Raw genomic sequence first — 21799 nt, forward strand, 5'->3', positions numbered from 1 at the left:
CGAATTGAGTTCTCGGGCAGAGTGAATCGGTTCCGGGAATCGGGACGTCTTCACGATTGAATGGGAATCCCTTGCTGTGGTGACGGTTTCGGGCGGTCGGATGGCCCAGGGGTGGCCGGCTTCCGTGCCAGGAATCCCGGTGCCCACCAATTGGCCTCGCCCATCAACTTCACCAGCGCGGGCACCAGCATCATGCGGATGACGGTGGCGTCGATGAGCAGCGCGATGATCATGCCGAGACCGATGAACCGCATCATCGTCAGTTCCGAGAGCGTGAACGCTCCGGTGACGACGATCAGCAGCGCGGCCGCCGCCGTCACGATGCGTCCGGTGTGCGCCGTGCCGATCCGCACGGCCTCCTCGGTCGACGCGCCCGCGTCGTGGGCCTCGACCATCCGCGACAACAGGAAGATCTCGTAGTCGGTGGAGAGCCCGAAGACCACCGCGATGATGAGGACCACCATCGTCGCGGGCAGGGGCCCCGGCGTCACGCCGAGAAAATCTGCGCCGTGACCGTCCTCGAAGATCCACGTGAGCACACCGAACGAGGCGGCGAGGCTGAGGGTGGCCATGGCGATCGCCTTCAGGGGGAGCACCACGGACCGGAACGCGAGCAGCATCAGCACGAAGGTGACGGCCACCATGATTCCGATCATCCACGGCAGCCGGGCGCCCATCGCGTCCAGTCCGTCGGCGGTCAGGGCGTTCACGCCACCCAGCATCTTCTCGGTTCCGTCCGGGGTGGGGAGGTCGCGCAGGGCGGCGGCCGTCGCCATGGCCCCCGCGGTCCGGTCCGCGTCGTCGAAGACGGCCCGGATGGCGACGAACGTGTCGGTGGCGCCGACCGGCACCACCCGCTGGACCCCGGCGACCGCGGCGGTCGCTGCGAAGAACTCTGCCGTGGCGGCCGGCGGCGGCGCCTTGCCGTCGCTGTCCTGCAGCACGAGTGTCGCCCCGTTGTTGGCGAGCGGGAAATCTGCGGCGAGATCGTCGACGGCGACCCGGAGTGGATGACCCGCCGGCAGTCCGGTGTGATCGAGATCACCCAGCGACGCGCCTGCCAGGGGCGCGGCAAGCACCAGCAGCGCCGCGACGATCGCCGTCGCAATCGGGACGGGCCGCCGCATCACGCGTTCGGCGACGCCGCCCCAGAACCGGTGCGCCCGGTCCTCGCCGCGTTCGACCACTCCCCGTCGCCAGGTCAGCGAGTTGATGCGAGGCCCGAGCAGTACGAGGGCGGCGGGCAGTGCCGACAGCGTCAGCACCGCGGCAATCGCGATGGCCGCCATCCCGCCGTAGGCGAAGGACCGCACGATGGCCTGGGGAAACACGAGCATGCCCACGAAACCGCACACCAGCAGGAGAGCGGAGAACCCCACGGTCCGGCCCGCGGTGGCGAGCGTCCGGCGGACGGCGTCGTCGGTGCCGGCGCCGGACCGCAGTTCCTCACGGAACCGGGTCACCACGAACAGTCCGTAGTCGATCGACATGCCCAGCCCGACGAGACTCGCGATGTTCACCGAGAATGCGCTGACCTCGGTGAAGTACGAGATCACCCGCAGAGCGCCGAGGGCGCCGAGAATCGCGAGACCGCCGACGCACAGCGGTACGGCCGCGCCGACGAGGCCGCCGAAGATGACGAGGAGCAGGAGTAGCAGGATCGGGAACGACACCGCCTCGGCCCGCAATAGGTCGCTCTCGGACACCTCGTTGAAGGCGTTGGCGGCGGCGCTGAAACCGCTGAACTCCGCGGCCGTGCCGTCGATGACCAGCAGCGGCCGGAGGTCGTGGTACGCGGAGATCCGAGTGTTCTCGTCGCCGCTCAGCGACAGCACCACGAGTCCCTCGGTGCCGTCGGTGGACCGCAGGAACTCCTTCGCCTGGGGCGGCGCGGACCAGTACGACAGGGGAGTGTCGGCGAGCACGCCGGGGTCGATCCGCGCGAGGTGGGCGGCGACTTCGGGGCCGAGGTCGTCGATCGTCGAACCCGGACGCGCGTGGTAGGTCACCGCCAGATCGGGGGTCTGTCTGCCGAAAGCCCCCTCGATCAGGCGCTCGACGCGCGCGGACTCGCTGCCCGGGTCGGTGTACCCGCCGAGGCTGAGCCGGTCGAACACCCCCGAACCCCACGCCCCGCCGAGCAGCACCAGCAGCACCGTGGCGGCGAGAACCAGCTTCGGTCTGGCGACGACGAACGAACTCCAGCGCGTCACGGCTCTGCTTCCCTCGAGAAATCGACGGCGATCGCGTGGGCATATTGTTCACCGCCCGTCCGCAGCTGGAAAGGGGTGCCGGGACGAGCCGCGGGCCTCGCGAAACGACACGACACGCCCTCAGACTCTTGACGCCGCGATGATCACGCGTCACTCTGATGCGTGAACATGCGCAGTGACGCGTGGCCGAGCGCCCGGCTGGGTGCTGTTTCGGGTGCCCGACTCGACATCTACCGAGTTTGGGTGTACTTTTGGACGTTGCGCTGGCTGCCTCCTGTCCACCTCTCGTCCGTACCGCTGCGAAGTGATTCACTCTTCAGCAACTGTGACGAGTTTCGTTCGGGTTGTGACCAGCGAAATTCGAAGCAGATACAGCGGCGGTCGCAACAGCAAGAGCGGCCCGCGTGAGGTGCTGGAAGGACGCATCTTGGCAGTCTCTAGCCAGACCAAGGCAGTTTCCGGAATCCCCGGAGCCCCGAAGAGGGTTTCGTTCGCAAAGATTCGCGAACCCCTCGAAGTTCCCGGGCTTCTTGATCTACAAACCGATTCGTTCGAGTGGTTGATCGGTGCGCAGAGCTGGCGCGAACGCGCCGCCGCTCGTGGCGACAGCGCAATCTCCGGCGGTCTCGAGGACATTCTCGCGGAGCTTTCCCCGATCGAGGATTTCTCGGGCTCGATGTCTCTGTCCTTCTCGGACCCGCGCTTCGACGAGGTGAAGGCCTCGACGGACGAGTGCAAAGACAAGGACATGACCTACGCGGCGCCTTTGTTCGTCACCGCGGAGTTCATCAACAACAACACCGGTGAGATCAAGAGCCAGACGGTCTTCATGGGCGACTTCCCGATGATGACCGACAAGGGCACGTTCATCATCAACGGCACCGAGCGTGTCGTGGTCTCGCAGCTGGTGCGTTCCCCCGGCGTCTACTTCGACCACTCCGTCGACAAGGGCACCGAAAAGGACCTGCACAGCGTCAAGGTCATCCCGGGCCGTGGTGCATGGCTCGAGTTCGACGTGGACAAGCGCGACACGGTCGGCGTCCGCATCGACCGCAAGCGCCGCCAGCCCGTCACCGTGCTGCTGAAGGCCCTCGGCTGGACCACCGAGCAGATCGCCGAGCGCTTCGGCTTCTCGGAGATCCTCATGGCGACCCTCGAGAAGGACAACACCGCAGGCACCGACGAGGCGCTGCTCGACATCTACCGCAAGCTGCGTCCGGGCGAGCCGCCGACCAAGGAGAGCGCCCAGACGCTCCTGGAGAACCTGTTCTTCAAGGACAAGCGCTACGACCTGGCTCGCGTGGGCCGCTACAAGATCAACAAGAAGCTGGGCCTGAACACCGGGCAGCCGATCGTCGCGTCGACCCTCACCGAGGAAGACATCGTCGCCACCATCGAGTACCTGGTGCGCCTGCACGCCGGTGACACCGAGATGACCGCCCCCGGCGGCGTCGCGGTGCCCGTCGAGGTCGACGACATCGACCACTTCGGCAACCGTCGTCTGCGCACGGTCGGTGAGCTCATCCAGAACCAGATCCGCGTGGGCCTGTCCCGCATGGAGCGCGTGGTTCGTGAGCGCATGACCACCCAGGACGTCGAGGCGATCACGCCGCAGACGCTGATCAACATCCGGCCCGTCGTGGCTGCGATCAAGGAGTTCTTCGGAACGTCCCAGCTGTCGCAGTTCATGGACCAGAACAACCCGCTGTCGGGGCTGACGCACAAGCGTCGTCTGTCCGCCCTCGGCCCGGGTGGTCTGTCCCGTGAGCGTGCCGGCCTCGAGGTGCGAGACGTTCACCCGTCGCACTACGGCCGCATGTGCCCGATCGAGACCCCCGAAGGTCCGAACATCGGTCTGATCGGTTCGCTGTCGGTGTACGCACGGGTCAACCCGTTCGGATTCATCGAGACGCCGTATCGCAAGGTCGAGGGTGGCCAGGTCACCGACCAGGTCGACTACCTGACCGCGGACGAAGAGGACCGCCACGTCGTCGCACAGGCCAACTCGGCCGTCGACGCCAACGGTCACTTCACCGACGATCGCATTCTGGTCCGTCGTAAGGGCGGCGAGGTCGAGTTCGTCTCGTCCGCCGAGATCGACTACATGGACGTCTCGCCGCGGCAGATGGTGTCCGTCGCGACCGCGATGATCCCGTTCCTCGAGCACGACGACGCCAACCGCGCCCTGATGGGCGCGAACATGCAGCGTCAGGCGGTGCCGCTCGTTCGCAGCGAGGCCCCGCTGGTCGGTACCGGCATGGAGTTGCGTGCCGCCGTCGACGCGGGCGACGTCATCGTCACCGAGAAGACCGGTGTCGTCGAAGAGGTCTCCGCCGACTACGTCACGGTCATGGCCGACGACGGCAGCCGCAAGACGTACCGGATGCGCAAGTTCGCGCGTTCCAACCAGGGCACCTGCGCCAACCAGCGTCCGATCGTGGACGAGGGACAGCGTGTCGAGTCCGGACAGGTCCTCGCCGACGGCCCCTGCACCGAGAACGGTGAGATGGCGCTCGGCAAGAACCTGCTCGTCGCGATCATGCCGTGGGAAGGCCACAACTACGAGGACGCGATCATCCTGTCGCAGCGCCTCGTGGAAGAGGACGTCCTCACCTCGATCCACATCGAGGAGCACGAGATCGATGCCCGCGACACCAAGCTCGGTGCCGAGGAGATCACTCGCGACATCCCGAACGTCTCCGACGAGGTCCTCGCCGACCTCGACGAGCGCGGCATCATCCGTATCGGTGCCGAGGTTCGTGACGGCGACGTGCTGGTCGGAAAGGTCACGCCGAAGGGCGAGACCGAGCTGACCCCGGAGGAGCGCCTGCTGCGCGCCATCTTCGGTGAGAAGGCCCGCGAGGTTCGCGACACGTCGCTGAAGGTTCCCCACGGTGAGACCGGCAAGGTCATCGGCATCCGCGTGTTCTCGCGCGACGACGACGACGATCTGCCCCCCGGTGTCAACGAGCTGGTCCGCGTCTACGTGGCACAGAAGCGCAAGATCCAGGACGGCGACAAGCTCGCCGGCCGCCACGGCAACAAGGGCGTCATCGGCAAGATCCTCCCGCAGGAGGACATGCCGTTCCTGCCCGACGGCACGCCGATCGACATCATCCTGAACACCCACGGTGTTCCGCGTCGTATGAACATCGGTCAGATCTTGGAGACCCACCTCGGGTGGATCGGCAAGACCGGCTGGAACGTTCAGATCGCCGGCGACGGCTCCCGGCCCGATTGGGCGGAGCAGCTGCCGGAGGAGATGCTGTCGGCGCCTTCCGACTCCAACATCGCCACCCCCGTGTTCGACGGCGCCAAGGAAGACGAGCTCACCGGTCTCCTCGGTTCGACGCTGCCGAACCGCGACGGCGAGGTCATGGTCGCGTCCGACGGAAAGGCCACGTTGTTCGACGGCCGTTCCGGCGAGCCGTTCCCGTACCCGGTCTCGGTCGGCTACATGTACATCATCAAGCTGCACCACCTGGTCGACGACAAGATCCACGCTCGGTCGACCGGTCCGTACTCGATGATCACCCAGCAGCCGCTCGGCGGTAAGGCCCAGTTCGGTGGCCAGCGCTTCGGTGAGATGGAGTGCTGGGCGATGCAGGCCTACGGCGCGGCATACACGCTGCAGGAACTGCTCACCATCAAGTCCGACGACGTGGTGGGTCGAGTCAAGGTGTACGAGGCCATCGTCAAGGGCGAGAACATCCCCGAGCCGGGTATCCCCGAGTCGTTCAAGGTGCTCCTGAAGGAGCTCCAGTCGCTCTGCCTCAACGTGGAGGTGCTGTCCTCGGACGGCGCGGCCATCGCGATGGCGGACGGCGACGACGAGGACCTGGAGCGGGCCGCAGCGAACCTGGGCATCAACCTGTCCCGGAACGAGGCGGCGACGGTCGACGACCTCGCGAACTAGTTTTCGGTCCCCGGGTCACGGAAATCCGTGCCCCGGGGGCGTAGTTCACATTTGAATTGGCAGTCAGGAATCGGCGGGTGACCGTTGATCCACAATCCCTCTGGGGAAAGGAAGTTACGTGCTCGACGTCAACTTCTTCGATGAACTCCGCATTGGCCTCGCCAGTGCAGAGGACATCCGCAATTGGTCCTACGGCGAGGTCAAGAAGCCGGAGACCATCAACTACCGCACGCTCAAGCCCGAGAAGGACGGCCTCTTCTGCGAGAAGATCTTCGGCCCCACCCGGGACTGGGAGTGCTACTGCGGCAAGTACAAGCGTGTCCGCTTCAAGGGCATCATCTGTGAGCGCTGCGGCGTCGAGGTGACCCGCGCCAAGGTTCGTCGTGAGCGCATGGGCCACATCGAACTGGCTGCCCCGGTCACCCACATCTGGTACTTCAAGGGCGTGCCCAGCCGTCTCGGCTACCTGCTCGACCTGGCGCCGAAGGATCTCGAGAAGATCATCTACTTCGCCGCGTATGTCATCGTCGGTGTCGACGAGGAACTGCGTCACAACGAGCTGTCCACGCTCGAAGCCGAGATGCAGGTCGAGAAGAAGACCGTCGCCGATCAGCGCGACGCCGACCTCGAGGCCCGCGCTCAGAAGCTCGAAGCCGACATCGCCGAGCTGGAGGCGGAGGGCGCCAAGTCCGACGTCCGCCGCAAGGTCAAGGACGGCGGCGAGCGCGAGATGCGTCAGCTCCGTGACCGCGCGCAGCGCGAGCTGGATCGTCTCGACGAGATCTGGACCACGTTCACCAAGCTCAGCGTCAAGCAGCTCATCGTCGACGAACTGCTGTACCGCGAACTCGTCGACCGCTACGGCGAGTACTTCACGGGCGCCATGGGTGCCGAGTCGATCCAGAAGCTCATGGAGAGCTTCGACATCGACGCCGAGGCCGAGAACCTCCGCGAGACCATCCGCAGCGGCAAGGGGCAGAAGAAGCTCCGCGCACTGAAGCGTCTCAAGGTCGTCGCAGCCTTCCAGGTCAACCAGAACTCGCCCATGGGCATGGTTCTGAACGCCGTCCCGGTGATCCCGCCGGAGCTGCGTCCGATGGTTCAGCTCGACGGTGGCCGCTTCGCCACCTCCGACCTGAACGACCTGTACCGCCGCGTCATCAACCGCAACAACCGCCTCAAGCGACTGATCGACCTCGGTGCCCCCGAGATCATCGTCAACAACGAGAAGCGGATGCTGCAGGAGTCCGTGGACGCGCTGTTCGACAACGGCCGTCGCGGCCGCCCCGTCACGGGTCCCGGTAACCGCCCGCTGAAGTCCCTGAGCGACCTGCTCAAGGGCAAGCAGGGTCGTTTCCGTCAGAACCTGCTCGGTAAGCGCGTCGACTACTCGGGTCGTTCCGTCATCGTCGTCGGTCCGCAGCTCAAGCTGCACCAGTGCGGCCTGCCGAAGCTGATGGCTCTCGAGCTGTTCAAGCCGTTCGTGATGAAGCGCCTGGTCGACCTGAACCACGCGCAGAACATCAAGTCCGCCAAGCGCATGGTGGAACGTCAGCGCGCACAGGTGTGGGACGTCCTCGAAGAGGTCATCGCCGAGCACCCCGTGCTGCTGAACCGTGCACCGACGCTGCACCGCCTGGGCATCCAGGCCTTCGAGCCGCAGCTGGTCGAGGGCAAGGCCATTCAGCTCCACCCGCTGGTGTGTGAGGCCTTCAACGCCGACTTCGACGGTGACCAGATGGCCGTGCACCTTCCGCTGTCCGCGGAGGCGCAGGCCGAGGCACGCATCCTGATGCTGTCGTCGAACAACATCCTGTCGCCCGCGTCGGGTCGACCGCTCGCCATGCCCCGTCTGGACATGGTCACCGGTCTGTACCACCTGACCCGGTTGGACGAGGGTGCCACCGGCGAACTCGCCGCGTCGACGAACGACGAGGCGGAGCAGGGCGTGTACTCCTCGCCCGCCGAGGCTCAGATGGCCGTCGATCGTGGCGCGCTCGTCGTGCAGGCGAAGATCAAGGTGCGGCTCACGCAGCAGCGCCCGCCCCGCGACATCGAGTCGGAGCTGTTCCCCGAAGGCTGGAACTACGGTGACGGCTGGACCGCGGAGACGACGCTGGGTCGCGTGCTCTTCAACGAGCTGCTGCCGGCGGACTACCCGTTCGTCAACGAGCAGATGCCGAAGAAGCGTCAGGCGACGATCATCAACGATCTCGCCGAGCGCTACCCCATGATCGTGGTCGCGCAGACCGTCGACAAGCTGAAGGACGCCGGCTTCTACTGGGCCACGCGTTCGGGTGTCACGGTCTCGATCTCCGACGTCCTCGTGCCGCCGGAGAAGGCTCAGATCATGGAGTCCTTCGAAGCTCAGGCCGATCAGATCGAGAAGAAGTACCAGCGTGGTGCTCTGAACAAGACCGAGCGCAACAGCGCTCTGGTCAAGATCTGGTCCGAGGCCACCGACGAGGTCGGTAAGGCCATGGAGGCCCACTTCCCCGACGACAACCCGATCCCGATGATCGTGAAGTCCGGCGCCGCCGGCAACATGACTCAGGTTCGTTCGCTCGCCGGTATGAAGGGTCTGGTGACCAACCCGAAGGGTGAGTTCATCCCGCGTCCGATCAAGTCTTCCTTCAAGGAAGGCCTGACCGTTCTCGAGTACTTCATCAACACGCACGGTGCCCGTAAGGGTCTGGCCGACACCGCGCTCCGCACCGCCGACTCGGGTTACCTGACCCGTCGTCTGGTGGACGTCTCGCAGGACGTCATCGTCCGCGAGGAGGATTGTGGAACCGAGCGGGGCATCATCACCACGATCGCGGAGAAGCAGGCCGACGGCTCGATGATCCGCGACGCTCACGTGGAGACGAGCACGTACGCTCGTACCCTGTCAGCCGATGCGGTGGACGAGAACGGCAACGTCATCGTCCAGCGCGGACACGACCTGGGCGACCCGGCAATCGACGCACTGCTCGAGGCAGGCATCACTAAGGTCAAGGTCCGTTCGGTGCTCACCTGCACCACGGGCACCGGCGTCTGCGCCACCTGCTACGGCCGTTCGATGGCCACCGGCAAGCTGGTCGACATCGGTGAGGCCGTCGGTATCGTCGCCGCCCAGTCCATCGGTGAGCCCGGTACTCAGCTGACCATGCGTACCTTCCACCAGGGTGGTGTCGCCGGAGAAGACATCACCGGTGGTCTGCCGCGTGTCCAGGAGCTGTTCGAGGCCCGCGTCCCCAAGGGCAAGGCCCCGATCGCCGACGTCACCGGACGCGTGCAGCTCGAGGACGGCGACCGCTTCTACAAGATCACCATCGTCCCGGACGACGGTGGCGAAGAGGTTGTCTACGACAAGCTCTCGAAGCGTCAGCGTCTGCGTGTCTTCAAGCACGACGACGGCACCGAACGCCTTCTGGCCGACGGTGACCACGTCGAGGTCGGTCAGCAGCTCATGGAAGGTGCTGCCGATCCGCACGAGGTGCTGCGTGTCATGGGCCCCCGTCAGGTGCAGATCCACCTCGTCAACGAGGTCCAGGAGGTGTACCGGAGCCAGGGTGTGTCGATCCACGACAAGCACATCGAGGTCATCGTGCGCCAGATGCTGCGTCGCGTGACGATCATCGATTCGGGCGCCACGGAGTTCCTGCCCGGTTCGCTGACCGAGCGTGCCGACTTCGAGGCGGCCAACCGCCGTGTCGTCGCCGAGGGTGGCGAGCCGGCAGCCGGACGTCCGGTGCTGATGGGTATCACCAAGGCATCGCTGGCGACCGACTCGTGGCTGTCCGCGGCGTCGTTCCAGGAGACCACTCGCGTCTTGACCGATGCGGCGATCAACTGCCGCAGCGACAAGCTGATCGGTCTGAAGGAAAACGTGATCATCGGAAAGCTGATCCCTGCCGGTACCGGTATCAACCGTTACCGCAACATCCAGGTTCAGCCGACCGAAGAGGCCCGCGCTGCTGCGTACGCGGTTCCGTCCTACGACGACCAGTACTACAGCCCGGACGGCTTCGGCCAGAACACCGGTGCCGCGGTGCCGCTGGACGACTACGGTTTCAGCAACGATTACCGGTAGGCGCTCCGCGCCTGTGAGTGGTTGACGAGTCCCCGGACTCGCTGAGCACTCACCAACGGACGAAGGCCCCACCCCTCTCTCTTCGGGGGTGGGGCCTTCATCTGGTTTCGGTGCCTCCAGCCGTTTCGAGCCTTGTCGCAGGATGTTCAGCGTTGCTAGCGTCGAATGATGGCCCGGTCGAGGTTCGCCGTCGCGCTCGCACTCGCCGCCGTCGTGGGAGTCGCGACCTCCTGCACGGCCTCGGACACCCAGCAGAGCGAGGCGACGTCGTCTGCGGCGCCGGCCTCGTCCGGCACCCCCGCGGTGATCACCCCGGTGGTCGCGGACGTGGTGGCCGCACCGATCCCGGTGACGGGCAGCGACGGCCGCGTGCACCTGGCCTACGAACTGCGGCTGACGAACACCGGTTCGCAGCCGGCGACGATCACATCGCTGCAGGTGAAAGGTGACGGCCGCACACTGGTGGACCTGAGCGGCGATGCGCTGACACCGTGGTTCCAGGCCCTGGGCGGCGGTCCGAAGGCAGGCAACGTCCTCGCCCCCGGACAGCAGGGGCTGGTGTGGATCGACGCGACCCTCGACAGTCCCGACGACGTGCCGCGCAGCCTCGACCACGTCGTGAACGTCGACTTCCCGCAGGCGACGTCGCTCGTGCCGAAGCAACTCGCCGAGAACGTGGCGGACACGAACGTCGACACCCGCGAGGCCGTCCGGATCCGCTCGCCGCTCGACGGTCCGCGTTGGCTCGACGGCACCGGCTGCTGCACGGTCACCTCCCACCGCGCCGCCGTGCTGCCGATCAACGGCCGGATGCTGGCGGCCGAGCGTTTCGCGATCGATTTCGTCCAACTCGACGAGCAGGGTCGCATCTACACCGGCGACCAAAAGCAGCTGTCGAGCTACGCGTACTACGGCGCACCGGTCCGCGCCGTGTCGGACGGCGAAATCATCGCCGTCGTGGGCGATCTGTCCGAACAGGTTCCGGGGGCCACTCCGCAGGGACTGCCGCTCGACCAGTACGGCGGGAACCACGTCGTGCAGGCGATCGGGGACGGGCGGTTCGCGTTCTACGCGCACCTGCAGCCCGGCAGCGTGGACAACATCAGCGTCGGCCAGAACCTGCGGGCGGGCGAGCAGATCGGTTTGCTCGGCAACAGCGGAAACACCGACGCGCCGCACCTGCACTTCCATGTGATGGACGGGCCGGATTTCCTGGCGTCGAACGGCATTCCGTTCGAGTTCGAGAACTTCGACCTCGACGGTCGGGTGACGGGGGAGAGCTTCGAGGCCGCTGCCACTGCCGGCGCCCCGGTGGTCGACGCGACGGGAACGCAGACCGGATCGCGCACCGACGAGATGCCGCTGTACCTCGACGTCGTGACGTTCCCGGGCAGCTAGCCGAGGAGCGGCGCCCGAGCACGACGGCACTCGCCCCGTGAAGACTATCCTCGACATCACCTGTCCGATATGCGTGGTTCGCTGAACGGAGACGAGATGTCCGAGAAGAAGATCGATCGCGTGAAGGCCGAGTCGGCACTCGAAGTCGTGCGGGAGAGCCCGACGATCGCGCTCATCACCGTCGCGCCGGCGCTGGTCGTCTTCGGCGTGGTCTGGTGGCTGTTCGGATTCTGGTCCGCGCTGGTGCTGGTCCTGATCCTCGGTGTCGTCGCCGTCGTCGGCCGGAAGCTGTTCTGAGGCCGCTACCGCGGAACGTGGAACGTGGCCAGTGACGCCGCGCTCGACGTGAGTTCGTCCCACTCGCACGGCACCGTGAGGACCGCGAGCGCGGACGTCGGGAACTTCTCCCGCATCAGGTCGGCGTCCCCGGTGTCGGGGTTGCCTGCGAGATCCAGAGCCGTCGACGGCATGCCGGGAACATGCCCGACGACGAGCAGCGTGCGCACCGACGGTTCGATCCGCACGATTTCCATGAGCACCTCGGACGGGTACGCGCCGTAGAGTTCCTCGGCGAACCGGGCGGGAGCGCCGACCCGGGTCGCCTCCAGTGTTTCCCGGGTGCGGCGAGCGGTCGAACACAGCACGGCGTCGATCGGAGGCTGGGTCGACCGCAGCCACTCACCAGCCAGACCCGCCTGCTTCCGTCCGCGCGGCGCCAACGGCCGCTCGTGATCCGCGACCCCCTCCGGGTACGCCGACTTGCCGTGGCGCATCAGTATGAGGGTGCGATTCCGCGACGAGCTGTGCGAGGCCATGGCTAGACGCTAGCGCCCCACGCCGGCGCGTTCACTGTCGAGCTGGGCCATCTGCGCAGGCGCGTAGCGCTCCCCGGCGACAGCGGTGTCGGGGACCGCCGCGGCGATCGCCGTGAGGTCGCCGGCGCCGAGGTGGACGTCGAGCGCGCCGAGGGTCTCCTCGAGCCGGGCGACGGTGCGTGCCCCGATCACCGGCACGATGTCGTCGCCCTGGGCGAGAACCCACGCGATCGCCAGTTGTGCGGCGCTCACCCCGTGCTGCGCGGCGACGGCGGCGAGCGAGTCGACGAGGGTGAGGTTCTGCCGGAGGTTCTCACCCTGGAACCGGGGGCTGTGCGCGCGGAAGTCGTCGGCCGCGAGGGCCTGGCCGGTGTGCAGCGAATCGCTGAGCAGACCGCGGGAGAGTACGCCGTAGGCCGTGATGCCGATCCCGAGTTCCCGGCAGAGCGGCAGGATCTCGGCCTCGATGCCCCGGGAGATGAGCGAGTACTCGATCTGCAGGTCCGTGATCGGGTGCACCGCCGCGGCTCGGCGCAGCGTTTCGGGACCCACCTCGGACAGTCCGATGTGGCGCACGTAGCCGGCGTCGACGAGTTCACCGATCGTGCCGACGGTGTCCTCGATCGGCACGTCGGGGTCGAGGCGGGCGGGGCGGTAGATGTCGATGTAGTCGACGCCGAGCCGCTGCAGCGAGTACGCGAGGAAGTTCCGGATCGAGTCGGGTCTCGTGTCGACACCGGCCCACGTTCCGCCGGGCCCGCGCAGCCCACCGAACTTGACGCTGAGGACCACCTCCTCGCGCCGACGGCCGTGCAGGGCCGTGCCGATCAGGGACTCGTTGTGGCCCGAGCCGTAGAAGTCTCCGGTGTCGACGAGGTCGATCCCGGCGTCGAGGGCCGCATGGATCGTGGCGACGGACTCCACGTCGTCCGAAGCGCCGTACGTCCCGGACATTCCCATTGCGCCGAGGCCGAGCCGGCCGACGGCCGGACCCGTGGTTCCGAGTGCGGTGGTGCTGATCATGTTCTGCTCCGATGATCGGTGTGTGTTCCTGACCGACACCAGCGTCGCCGTCGGCGGGCCCGGCAACCAGAGACCGTTCATCGGGGGACCGGCGATCCCTGGCAGCGCCCCGGCCGGTCCGGCACAGTTGGGTCATGGACCGTTCCGAGCTGGCCGACTTCCTCCGCCGTCGCCGGGAACAGCTGGTGCCTGCGGACGTCGGCCTGGCGCCGGGAGTGCGGCGGCGGACGCCGGGACTGCGGCGCGACGAGGTGGCGCTGCTGGCGGGAATGTCCACCGACTACTACACGCGACTCGAGCAGGCTCGCGGTCCGCACCCGTCGACGCAGGTCCTGGCGTCGATGGCGCGGGCTCTGCGGCTCACCGACGATCAGCGCGATCACCTGTATCTGCTGTCCGGGCAGGTGCCGCCGATGCGGGCCGCGGGCAACAAGCACGTCGGACCGGGGCTTTTGCATCTGCTCGACAAACTCGACGACACCCCGGGCTGCGTCATCTCGGACCTCGGGGAAGTGCTGGTCCAGAACCGCATGCACGTGATCCTGTTCGGCGACGTGACCCGGTATGCGGGACTCGACCGGTACATCACGTGGCGGTGGTTCGCGCACCCCGCCGAGCGCGGACTGTTCCCCGCGGACGATCACGATCGTCTCGCCGGACAGCACGTCGCGGATCTGCGGGCGACAGCCGCCCGGCGCGCGGGCGACGCCGACGTCACCGAACTCGTCGCCCGGCTGTACGAGACGAGCACCGAATTCGCGGCGCTCTGGGACCGGCACGACGTGGCCGTCCGCCGATCCGACACGAAGAGCGTTCTCCACGACGAGGTCGGGCGCATCGACCTCGTCTGCGAGACGTTGCTGACGCAGGGCGCCTATCAGCACCTGCTCGTGTACATGCCGCAGCCGGGCTCCGATGCGCGCGCCAAGCTCGACCTGTTGCGGGTGATCGGCACCCAGCAGATGGTGTGATCAGGTGGTGATCGGCCCGACGTGGGCCACCGCCCGCAGCGCGTCGTCGACCAGGAACCACACCGTCAGCGACGTGTCGTCCCGGCGCCTGCGCAGGACGATCCTGTCGGTCGACACGATGGGCGCGAGGTATTCGAGCACTGCGCGGTGTGGGTTGTCGACGAGGCGGCCGCCGCCGGGATGCTCGTGGTCGGCGAGCAGTTCCTCGACCGCCTGCCAGTAGACGGCGTTGTTGACGTGGTCGAAGGGGTCGATGTCGGTGCGGCGCAGAACGAACTCGCTGTCCTCGATCCCGTCCTCGTCGGCGGCCGGCGCGTTCTCGACGAGCCACCGTTTCCACTTCAGCCGGTGTTCCTCTGCGGACTCCCCGAGGCGTTCGATGAACCCGTCGTCGATGCGGGTGGGCATGCCCGTTTCGCCGCTGATGTGGATCCAGAACCCCTCGGTCTCGATCAGCGCGCCCGCCTCACCCTGGATCTGCACGCGCATGTTCGTCCAGCGCGTCGACAGTGCCGAGCACCAGCGTCGGAGGTGTACGCGTTCGGGCCACACGGCGGGCCGCAGGACGTCGATGACGGTGCGCCGGACGATCCACAGCGGGTGGCTGTCGGCGGCGTCGACCGCGTCGAGGTTGTCCAGACCGGCGTCCTGCAGGTAGCGCGCGATGCCGTCGAGGCGGAGTCGTTTGGCGGCGTCGATGTCGCCGGTGCGAACCGGCCAGGACGTCTCGAAGAAGCGGCCGCGTGAGGGCGGAGCGGCGAGGGGGCGGTCGAGTGCCAAGATGCGGTTCCTTCGCTCGTGGACGGGCCCTGATTCTTTCATCCGGCGCCGGTGCTTGTTTGCGGACGCGATTCTCAGTACAGTTCATATAACTGTTACCACGTGTAACACAAATTAGTTCGATGGTCCGGACAGGTGTGAGGAAACCGCAATGGCATATGTCATCACCCAGGCGTGCTGCAACGACGCGAGCTGCGTCTCCGCATGCCCCGTGAACTGCATCCATCCGACGCCGGAGGAACGGGAATTCGCGCAGACCGAGATGCTGCACATCGACCCGGAAACCTGCATCGACTGCGGGGCCTGCGTCGACGCCTGTCCGGTCGACGCGATCTTCCCCGAAGACAAGCTCCTCGGCTCGCTCACCCGCTACAAGGACATCAACGCCGAGTACTACACGACCAACCCCATGCCGACCGGGTGGATCCCGCTCACGCCCGCGACCCCGCCGCGGCGCGACCTGGGCACGCTGCGGGTCGCCGTCGTCGGGGCCGGCCCGGCCGCCTGCTACGCCGCGGGTGAACTGCTCGAACGTTCGGACGTCGAGGTCGAGATGTTCGAGAAGCTGCCGACCCCGTGGGGACTCGTCCGCGCCGGCGTCGCGCCCGACCATCCCGGCACCAAGGAGGTGACCCGGATGTTCGAATGGAGTCTCGACCGGCCCAATTTCGAGTTCCACCTCAACGTCGAGGTCGGCAAGCACGTCACCCACGACGAGCTGCTGGAGAATCACCACGCCGTCATCTACGCCGTCGGGGCGTCGAGCGACCGGCGGCTGGGAATCCCGGGTGAGGATCTCCCCGGCGTGCACGCCGCCACGGAGTTCGTGGCCTGGTACAACGGCCACCCGGACTACGCGGGGTGCACGTTCGACCTGTCCGCGAAGCGCGCGGTGATCGTCGGCAACGGCAACGTCGCGCTCGACGTGGCCCGCATCCTCACGATGAACGTCGAGGAGCTGGAGCGGACGGACATCGCCGATCACGCCCTCGCCGCGCTGCGGCGCAGCAACATCGAGGAGGTCGTGCTCCTCGGCCGTCGTGGACCGGCTCAGGCCGCATACAGCAACCCGGAGTTCCTGGCGCTCGGCGACCTCGAGAACGTGGACCTCGTCATCGACGACGCCGACCTGGACCTCGACCCGGCCAGCGCGGCGCTGCTGGACGATCCGGCCACCGCGATGAAGGTCCGGCTGGCGCGAGAGTTCGCGCAGCGCGCGCCCCGACCCGGTCACAAGCGCATCGTGTTCCGCTACCTGACGTCGCCGATCGAGGTCACCGGCACCGGCAACGCCGAGGCCCTGCGTTACGGGCGCAACGAACTGGTGGTCGACGAATCCGGCGCGCTGTCCGCCCGGGCCCGCGGCGAGGAGGGTTCGCTGGAGACCTCGCTCGTGCTGCGCTCCATCGGGTACCGCGGAAATCCCGTCGGCGGCGTCGCCTTCGACGACAGGCGCGGCGTGATCCCCAACGAGCACGGCCGGGTCACCGACCGGGTGTATGTCACCGGGTGGATCAAGCGCGGTCCCAGCGGGGTCATCGGCACCAACAAGGCGTGTGCCAAGGAGACCGTGTCCTCGCTGCTCGCGGATTTCGAGGCCGGCGAACTCCTCGGCACGGTCGGGACCCGCAAGGACGTGAAGAAGCTCGTCGAGCGGCGCCAGCCGGAACAGATCGGCTTCGCCGGCTGGCGTGCGATCGACAAGGCGGAGACATCGCGCGCGGCGGGATCGGCCCGGCCGCGCGTGAAGATGACCGACAAGGTCGAGATGGTGACCGTCGCCCGCAGACGGAAGCGACTGTTCGCTCGTTGACGCCACCCGCCACCCCTGCGCGTCTAGTGTTTCGAGCATGCGCGCAGTGGTGGTGACGGAGCTGTCGGGGCCGGGCGGCATGACGCTGCGGGACGTTCCCGAACCGGCGGCCGAGGGGCTGGTCCTGATCGACGTCAAGGCGAGCGGCGTGTGCTTTCCCGACCTGCTGATCAGCTACGGCAAGTATCAGCTCCGGCCCGAACCGCCGTTCGTCCCCGGCTCCGAAGTCGCGGGTGTCGTGGTGTCGGCGCCCGACGGGAGCGGACTCGAGCCGGGCCGCCGGGTGCTGGCGGCACCGCAGGTCGGCGGTTACGCCGAACGGGCCGCGGTGCCTGCCGCGCAGGTGCTGCCCATCCCGTCGACGCTGGGTTTCGAGGAAGCGGCGTCGCTGATCGTCAACTACCAGACGATGGAATTCGCGCTGGAGCGCCGGGCACGACTGCGGGCCGGCGAAACCGTCGTCGTCCTCGGCGCTGCGGGTGGCGTGGGGACGTCCAGCATCCAGCTGGCCAAGGCGCACGGCGCCCACGTGATCGCGGTGGTGCGCCGGGACGGGGCCGACGACTTCCTCCGCGAACTGGGGGCCGACGAGGTCGTCCGCCTCGACGACGGCTGGGGCGCCCGGGCGCGTGAGCTGACCGGCGGCCGGGGCGCGCAGATCGTGGTGGACCCGGTCGGCGGCGACGCATTCGACGAGGCCGTCCGAGTGCTGGCCCCGGAAGGGCGTCTGGTCGTGATCGGTTTCGCCGGCGGTGCGATCCCCGAGGTGAAGGTGAACCGCGTGCTGTTCCGCAACATCAGCATCGTCGGGGCGGCGTGGGGCGAGTTCCTCCGCACCGAACCGAATGCGCTGGAAGAGGTGCACGCCGCGCTGATCCGGCACGTGGAGCGCGGACTGCGCCCGGTGGTCACGTCCAGGTACCCGCTCGAGCAGGCCGCGGATGCGCTGCGCGATCTCGAGGCCGGCCTCGTGCTGGGCAAGGCGGTCCTCGTCCAGGACTGAACCCGCAGGTCGTGGGCGCTGCCGGGGAATGTGATACCGGACACCATTTATTCGGTTGCGCCTTAGTTGCTCTTGGGCAATAGTTGCATAAGCGCTAGCATTCGAGGGTGCCCGACAATTCTCCTGATCTTCTCTTCGAACTACTCAACGACTTCTTCACCCAACTGTTGAGTGCGGGGGAGTCGGAGTCGATGGACAACCTCATCGAGCTGGACCTCACGTTTTCGCAGGTGCGCATGCTCTTCGCGCTGGCTCAGCACGGTGAGCCGCTTCCGATCAACGAAGTGGCCGAGCGGTTGCGGCTCTCGGTTGCCGCGGCGGGTCGAAACGTCGATCAACTCGTGAAGCTGGGTCTCGTGGTCCGCCGGGAGGACGAGCGGGACCGGCGGGTCAAACGGGTCTCCCTGTCGGAGGCTGGGCATAAGGTCGCCAACCAGCACATCGACTGCAAGCGTGATCAGTTGCGACGGTTCGCATGGCGGGTTCCGGAGAGCGAGCGGACTCGGCTGATCGAGGCACTACAACCGATCCTCGCGGGGGAGTCCCTGCGAGAACTCAACCAGGAGATATTCGGATGACATCGCCGACCGCCGCGAACGCGGCGCCCGACAAGCTCGACGGCACGGTCCTCAAGATCGCGTCCGTGGTGGTGCTCGGTGCCATCATGTCGATCCTCGACGTGACCGTCGTCAGCGTTGCGCTGCCGACGTTCGCCACCGAGTTCGACACCACGTACGCCACCGTCGCATGGACGATGACCGCGTACACCCTCGCCCTGGCGACCGTCATCCCCGTCACCGGGTGGGCGGCCGACCGCTTCGGCACCAAACGCCTCTACATGACGGCCCTCGTGCTGTTCGTGCTCGGCTCGGTGCTGTGTAGTTTCGCGTGGGACATCACGTCGCTGATCGGCTTCCGCGTCCTGCAGGGGCTCGGCGGCGGCATGTTGATGCCGCTCGGCATGACGATCATGACGAAGGCTGCAGGCCCCGACCGCGTCGGCCGGGTCATGGCGGTTCTCGGTATCCCCATGCTGCTCGGACCCATCGGTGGCCCGATCCTCGGCGGCTGGCTGATCGAGGCGGCGAGCTGGCACTGGATCTTCCTGATCAACCTGCCCATCGGCATCATCGCCCTGGCTGCCGCGTTCATCATCCTGCCGTCCGACCAGGCCTCGCCGTCCGAGTCCTTCGACTTCCTCGGCATGCTGCTGCTCTCGCCGGGTCTGGCGCTGTTCCTGTTCGGTGTGTCGTCCATCCCGGAGGTGGGCACCGTCGCCTCGGCCCGCGTGCTGGCGCCCGGTGTGATCGGCCTGGTCCTGATCGTCGCGTTCATCTTCCACGCGCTGCGCAAGGACCACCCGCTGATCGACCTGCACCTGTTCAAGAACCGGCAGCTGTCGGTCGCGGTCATCACGACTTCGCTGTTCATCGTCGCGTTCATGGGTGCCGGTCTGCTGTTTCCGAGCTACTTCATCCAGGTCGGCGGGCACACCACGCTCGCGGCCGGTCTGCTGATGGCTCCGCAGGGTATCGGCGCGATGCTGACGATGCCGGTGGCCGGACGACTCGTCGACAAGATGGGCCCCGGCAAGATCGTGCTGACGGGTCTGCCGCTGATCCTAATCGGGCTGGGCGTCTTCACGCAGGTGGCGGCGGATTCGCCGACCTGGCTGCTGATGGGTGCGCTGTTCGTGATGGGTATGGGCATGGGCTGCACCATGATGCCGCTGATGACCGCGGCGATCGTGACGCTGTCCAACGACCAGGTCGCGCGTGGTTCCACGCTGATGAACATCGTCCAGCAGACCGCGGGTTCGATCGGTACCGCCGTCATGTCGGTGGTCCTCACCAACCAGTTGCTCGATCGCGGTCTCGACAGTCAGACGGTCGCGATGCAGCACGTGCCCGAGGTCGCCGCACAGGAGCCTCCCGGAATGGTGGACCAGGTCCTGAGCCAGGCCGCCGACGCGTTCGGCAACACGTTCCTGGTCGCCACCGTGCTGATCGCGTTGACGCTCATCCCGGCGTTCCTGCTGCCGCGGAAGAAGTCGGTCAACCCGCGTCTCGAGGCCGAGGGTGCCCCGACGGTCATGATGCACTGATCGGGCTCGTCCCGACCGAACGTCGCCGAGGGCGGCAAGCGCACTGCGCTTGCCGCCCTCGGCCGTTTCCGGAATAGGCCGAAGTGGTTGAATGTTGCAATAGGTTCATGCAAATGCATGGAGTTCTGACGCGAGAGGAACAGCTATGCAGTTCGGAATCTTCACCGTCGGCGACGTCACGGCCGATCCCACTACCGGCCGCACACCCACCGAGCACGAGCGCATCAAGGCGATGACGACCATCGCCAAGCACGCCGAGGACGTCGGGCTCGACGTGTTCGCCACCGGCGAGCACCACAACCCGCCGTTCGTGCCTTCGTCACCCACCACCATGCTGGGCTACCTCGCCGCGCAGACCGAGAAGATCATCCTGTCCACGTCCACGACGCTGATCACCACCAACGACCCGGTGAAGATCGCCGAGGACTACGCGATGTTGCAGCACCTCGCGGACGGCCGGGTGGATCTGATGATGGGCCGCGGAAACACGGCCCCCGTCTATCCGTGGTTCGGCCAGGACATCCGGCAGGGCATCCCGCTGGCGCTCGAGCACTACCGGTTGCTGCGCCGACTGTGGGACGAGGATGTCGTGGACTGGCAGGGGCAGTTCCGCACTCCGCTGCAGGGCTTCACCTCCACGCCGCGCCCGCTCGACGGCGTCCCGCCGTTCGTCTGGCACGGGTCGATCCGCAGCCCGGAGATCGCCGAGATCGCGGCATTCCACGGCGACGGTTTCTTCGCCAACAACATCTTCTGGCCCAAGGAGCACTACATCGCCCTGATCAACCTCTATCGCGAGCGGTACGAGCACTACGGCCACGGCCGCGCGGACCAGGCGATCGTCGGCCTGGGCGGGCAGGTGTTCATGCGCCGCAACGCCCAGGACGCCGTCGACGAGTTCCGGCCCTACTTCGACAACGCCCCGGTCTACGGCCACGGGCCGAGCCTCGAGGACTTCACCGACCAGACCCCGTTGACCGTCGGCACCCCGGAGCAGGTGATCGAGAAGACCCTGACGTTCGCCGACTTCTTCGGCGACTACCAGCGGCAGTTGTTCCTCGTCGATCACGCGGGACTTCCCCTGAAGACGGTGCTCGAGCAGCTGGACCTGCTCGGCGGCGAGGTCGTGCCCGTGCTGCGCAAGGAGTTCGACGCCCGCAGGCCTGCCGGGGTGCCGGACAACCCGCCGACGCACGCGTCGATGAAGTCCGATCGCGAGCCGGTCGATGCCGCCCGCCAGTAGGACCGAACGGGCGGCCGAGGCGTGGGAGGCGCTGTTCCGCGCGCAGGTCGCGGTGATGCGGAACCTCGCAGCCGACGACGTGTGGGACGAGCTGAGCATGCGCGAGTACGACGTGCTGTTCACACTCGGCCGGGCACCCGGGCGCAGGCTGCGCCTGCACGACCTCAATCGGGAGATCCTGCTCAGCCAGCCGTCGCTGAGCAGGCTCGTCGAGCGGCTGGCCGGCTCCGGGTACGTCACCCGGGAGGGCGATCCCGGCGACCGCCGCGGGACCGTCGTCGCACTGACCGAGGAGGGTGTGCGGGTGCAGAAGTCCGTCGGACGCAGGCACGCGGCGAGCATCCGGCGGCACGTCGGCCCGGCACTGTCCGAAGACGAACTCGACACGCTCACCGAACTCTGCGCGAAACTACGCGGCGCACAGGACTGACGAAAGGCACGATGG

At 67.1% G+C, this 21799-nt stretch carries 15 protein-coding genes; 11 read left to right on the forward strand and 4 right to left on the reverse strand.

The genetic code is table 11. The features are described from left to right. Positions 1-50: 50 nt before the first annotated feature. Positions 51-2213, reverse strand: coding sequence for an MMPL family transporter (locus tag BLV94_RS37400; RefSeq protein ID WP_072940058.1), 2163 nt, complete (start codon positions 2211-2213; stop codon positions 51-53). A 409-nt stretch (positions 2214-2622) separates the two neighbouring features. Between BLV94_RS37400 and rpoB the strand changes: the two genes are divergently transcribed. The 4 genes from rpoB (at position 2623) to BLV94_RS37420 (ending at position 11899) form a co-directional block, all read left to right on the forward strand. Continuing rightward, complete coding sequence (rpoB, locus tag BLV94_RS37405; protein WP_012688855.1) at positions 2623-6129, forward strand: DNA-directed RNA polymerase subunit beta; 3507 nt, start codon at positions 2623-2625, stop codon at positions 6127-6129. Positions 6130-6247: 118 nt separating this feature from the next. Then, positions 6248-10204: a DNA-directed RNA polymerase subunit beta' gene (locus BLV94_RS37410; protein ID WP_072940061.1), complete on the forward strand. Its 3957-nt coding sequence runs from the start codon at positions 6248-6250 to the stop codon at positions 10202-10204. 165 nt (positions 10205-10369) lie between these two features. Beyond that, on the forward strand, positions 10370-11602 hold the full coding sequence (locus tag BLV94_RS37415) for a M23 family metallopeptidase (RefSeq protein ID WP_083395795.1): 1233 nt from the start codon (positions 10370-10372) through the stop codon (positions 11600-11602). A gap of 96 nt (positions 11603-11698) precedes the next feature. After that, positions 11699-11899 carry a hypothetical protein gene (locus BLV94_RS37420; protein WP_043826362.1) on the forward strand — a complete coding sequence of 67 codons (201 nt, stop codon included), beginning with the start codon at positions 11699-11701 and terminating at the stop codon, positions 11897-11899. A 5-nt stretch (positions 11900-11904) separates the two neighbouring features. Here the strand turns inward: BLV94_RS37420 and BLV94_RS37425 are convergent, their stop codons facing one another. Continuing rightward, positions 11905-12417: a SixA phosphatase family protein gene (locus BLV94_RS37425; RefSeq protein ID WP_072940064.1), complete on the reverse strand. Its 513-nt coding sequence runs from the start codon at positions 12415-12417 to the stop codon at positions 11905-11907. A 9-nt stretch (positions 12418-12426) separates the two neighbouring features. Then, the gene (locus BLV94_RS37430) at positions 12427-13440 is read right to left on the reverse strand and encodes an aldo/keto reductase (protein ID WP_072940435.1); all 1014 of its coding nucleotides are present in this window, start codon (positions 13438-13440) and stop codon (positions 12427-12429) included. Between the two features lie 134 nt (positions 13441-13574). On the opposite strand from BLV94_RS37430, the gene BLV94_RS37435 reads away from it, so the two are divergent. After that, positions 13575-14411 (forward strand): helix-turn-helix transcriptional regulator, encoded by an 837-nt coding sequence (locus BLV94_RS37435; protein WP_072940067.1) that lies wholly within the window; start codon positions 13575-13577, stop codon positions 14409-14411. On the opposite strand, the gene BLV94_RS37440 is transcribed toward BLV94_RS37435, so the two are convergent. Then, the gene (locus tag BLV94_RS37440) at positions 14412-15191 is read right to left on the reverse strand and encodes an acyl-[acyl-carrier-protein] thioesterase (protein ID WP_072940069.1); all 780 of its coding nucleotides are present in this window, start codon (positions 15189-15191) and stop codon (positions 14412-14414) included. It abuts the gene before it with no gap. A gap of 151 nt (positions 15192-15342) precedes the next feature. Here BLV94_RS37440 and BLV94_RS37445 point away from each other — a divergent pair, with 151 nt between their 5' ends. The 6 genes from BLV94_RS37445 (at position 15343) to BLV94_RS37470 (ending at position 21784) form a co-directional block, all read left to right on the forward strand. Beyond that, the gene (locus BLV94_RS37445; RefSeq protein WP_072940072.1) at positions 15343-17004 is read left to right on the forward strand and encodes an FAD-dependent oxidoreductase; all 1662 of its coding nucleotides are present in this window, start codon (positions 15343-15345) and stop codon (positions 17002-17004) included. 37 nt (positions 17005-17041) lie between these two features. Then, entirely contained in the window at positions 17042-18007 is a 966-nt protein-coding gene (locus tag BLV94_RS37450) for an NADPH:quinone oxidoreductase family protein (protein WP_072940075.1), read from the forward strand. A gap of 107 nt (positions 18008-18114) precedes the next feature. After that, entirely contained in the window at positions 18115-18585 is a 471-nt protein-coding gene (locus tag BLV94_RS37455; RefSeq protein WP_072940077.1) for a MarR family winged helix-turn-helix transcriptional regulator, read from the forward strand. After that, positions 18582-20111: a DHA2 family efflux MFS transporter permease subunit gene (locus BLV94_RS37460; RefSeq protein ID WP_072940080.1), complete on the forward strand. Its 1530-nt coding sequence runs from the start codon at positions 18582-18584 to the stop codon at positions 20109-20111. Before BLV94_RS37455 ends, BLV94_RS37460 begins: the two co-directional genes overlap by 4 nt. Positions 20112-20256: 145 nt before the next feature. Further along, positions 20257-21354, forward strand: coding sequence for an LLM class flavin-dependent oxidoreductase (locus BLV94_RS37465; protein ID WP_072940083.1), 1098 nt, complete (start codon positions 20257-20259; stop codon positions 21352-21354). Continuing rightward, positions 21338-21784 (forward strand): MarR family winged helix-turn-helix transcriptional regulator, encoded by a 447-nt coding sequence (locus tag BLV94_RS37470; RefSeq protein WP_072940086.1) that lies wholly within the window; start codon positions 21338-21340, stop codon positions 21782-21784. Before BLV94_RS37465 ends, BLV94_RS37470 begins: the two co-directional genes overlap by 17 nt. Positions 21785-21799 lie beyond the last annotated feature (15 nt).

Source organism: Rhodococcus koreensis (assembly GCF_900105905.1).
GTDB classification, from domain to species: Bacteria; Actinomycetota; Actinomycetes; order Mycobacteriales; family Mycobacteriaceae; genus Rhodococcus_F; species Rhodococcus_F koreensis.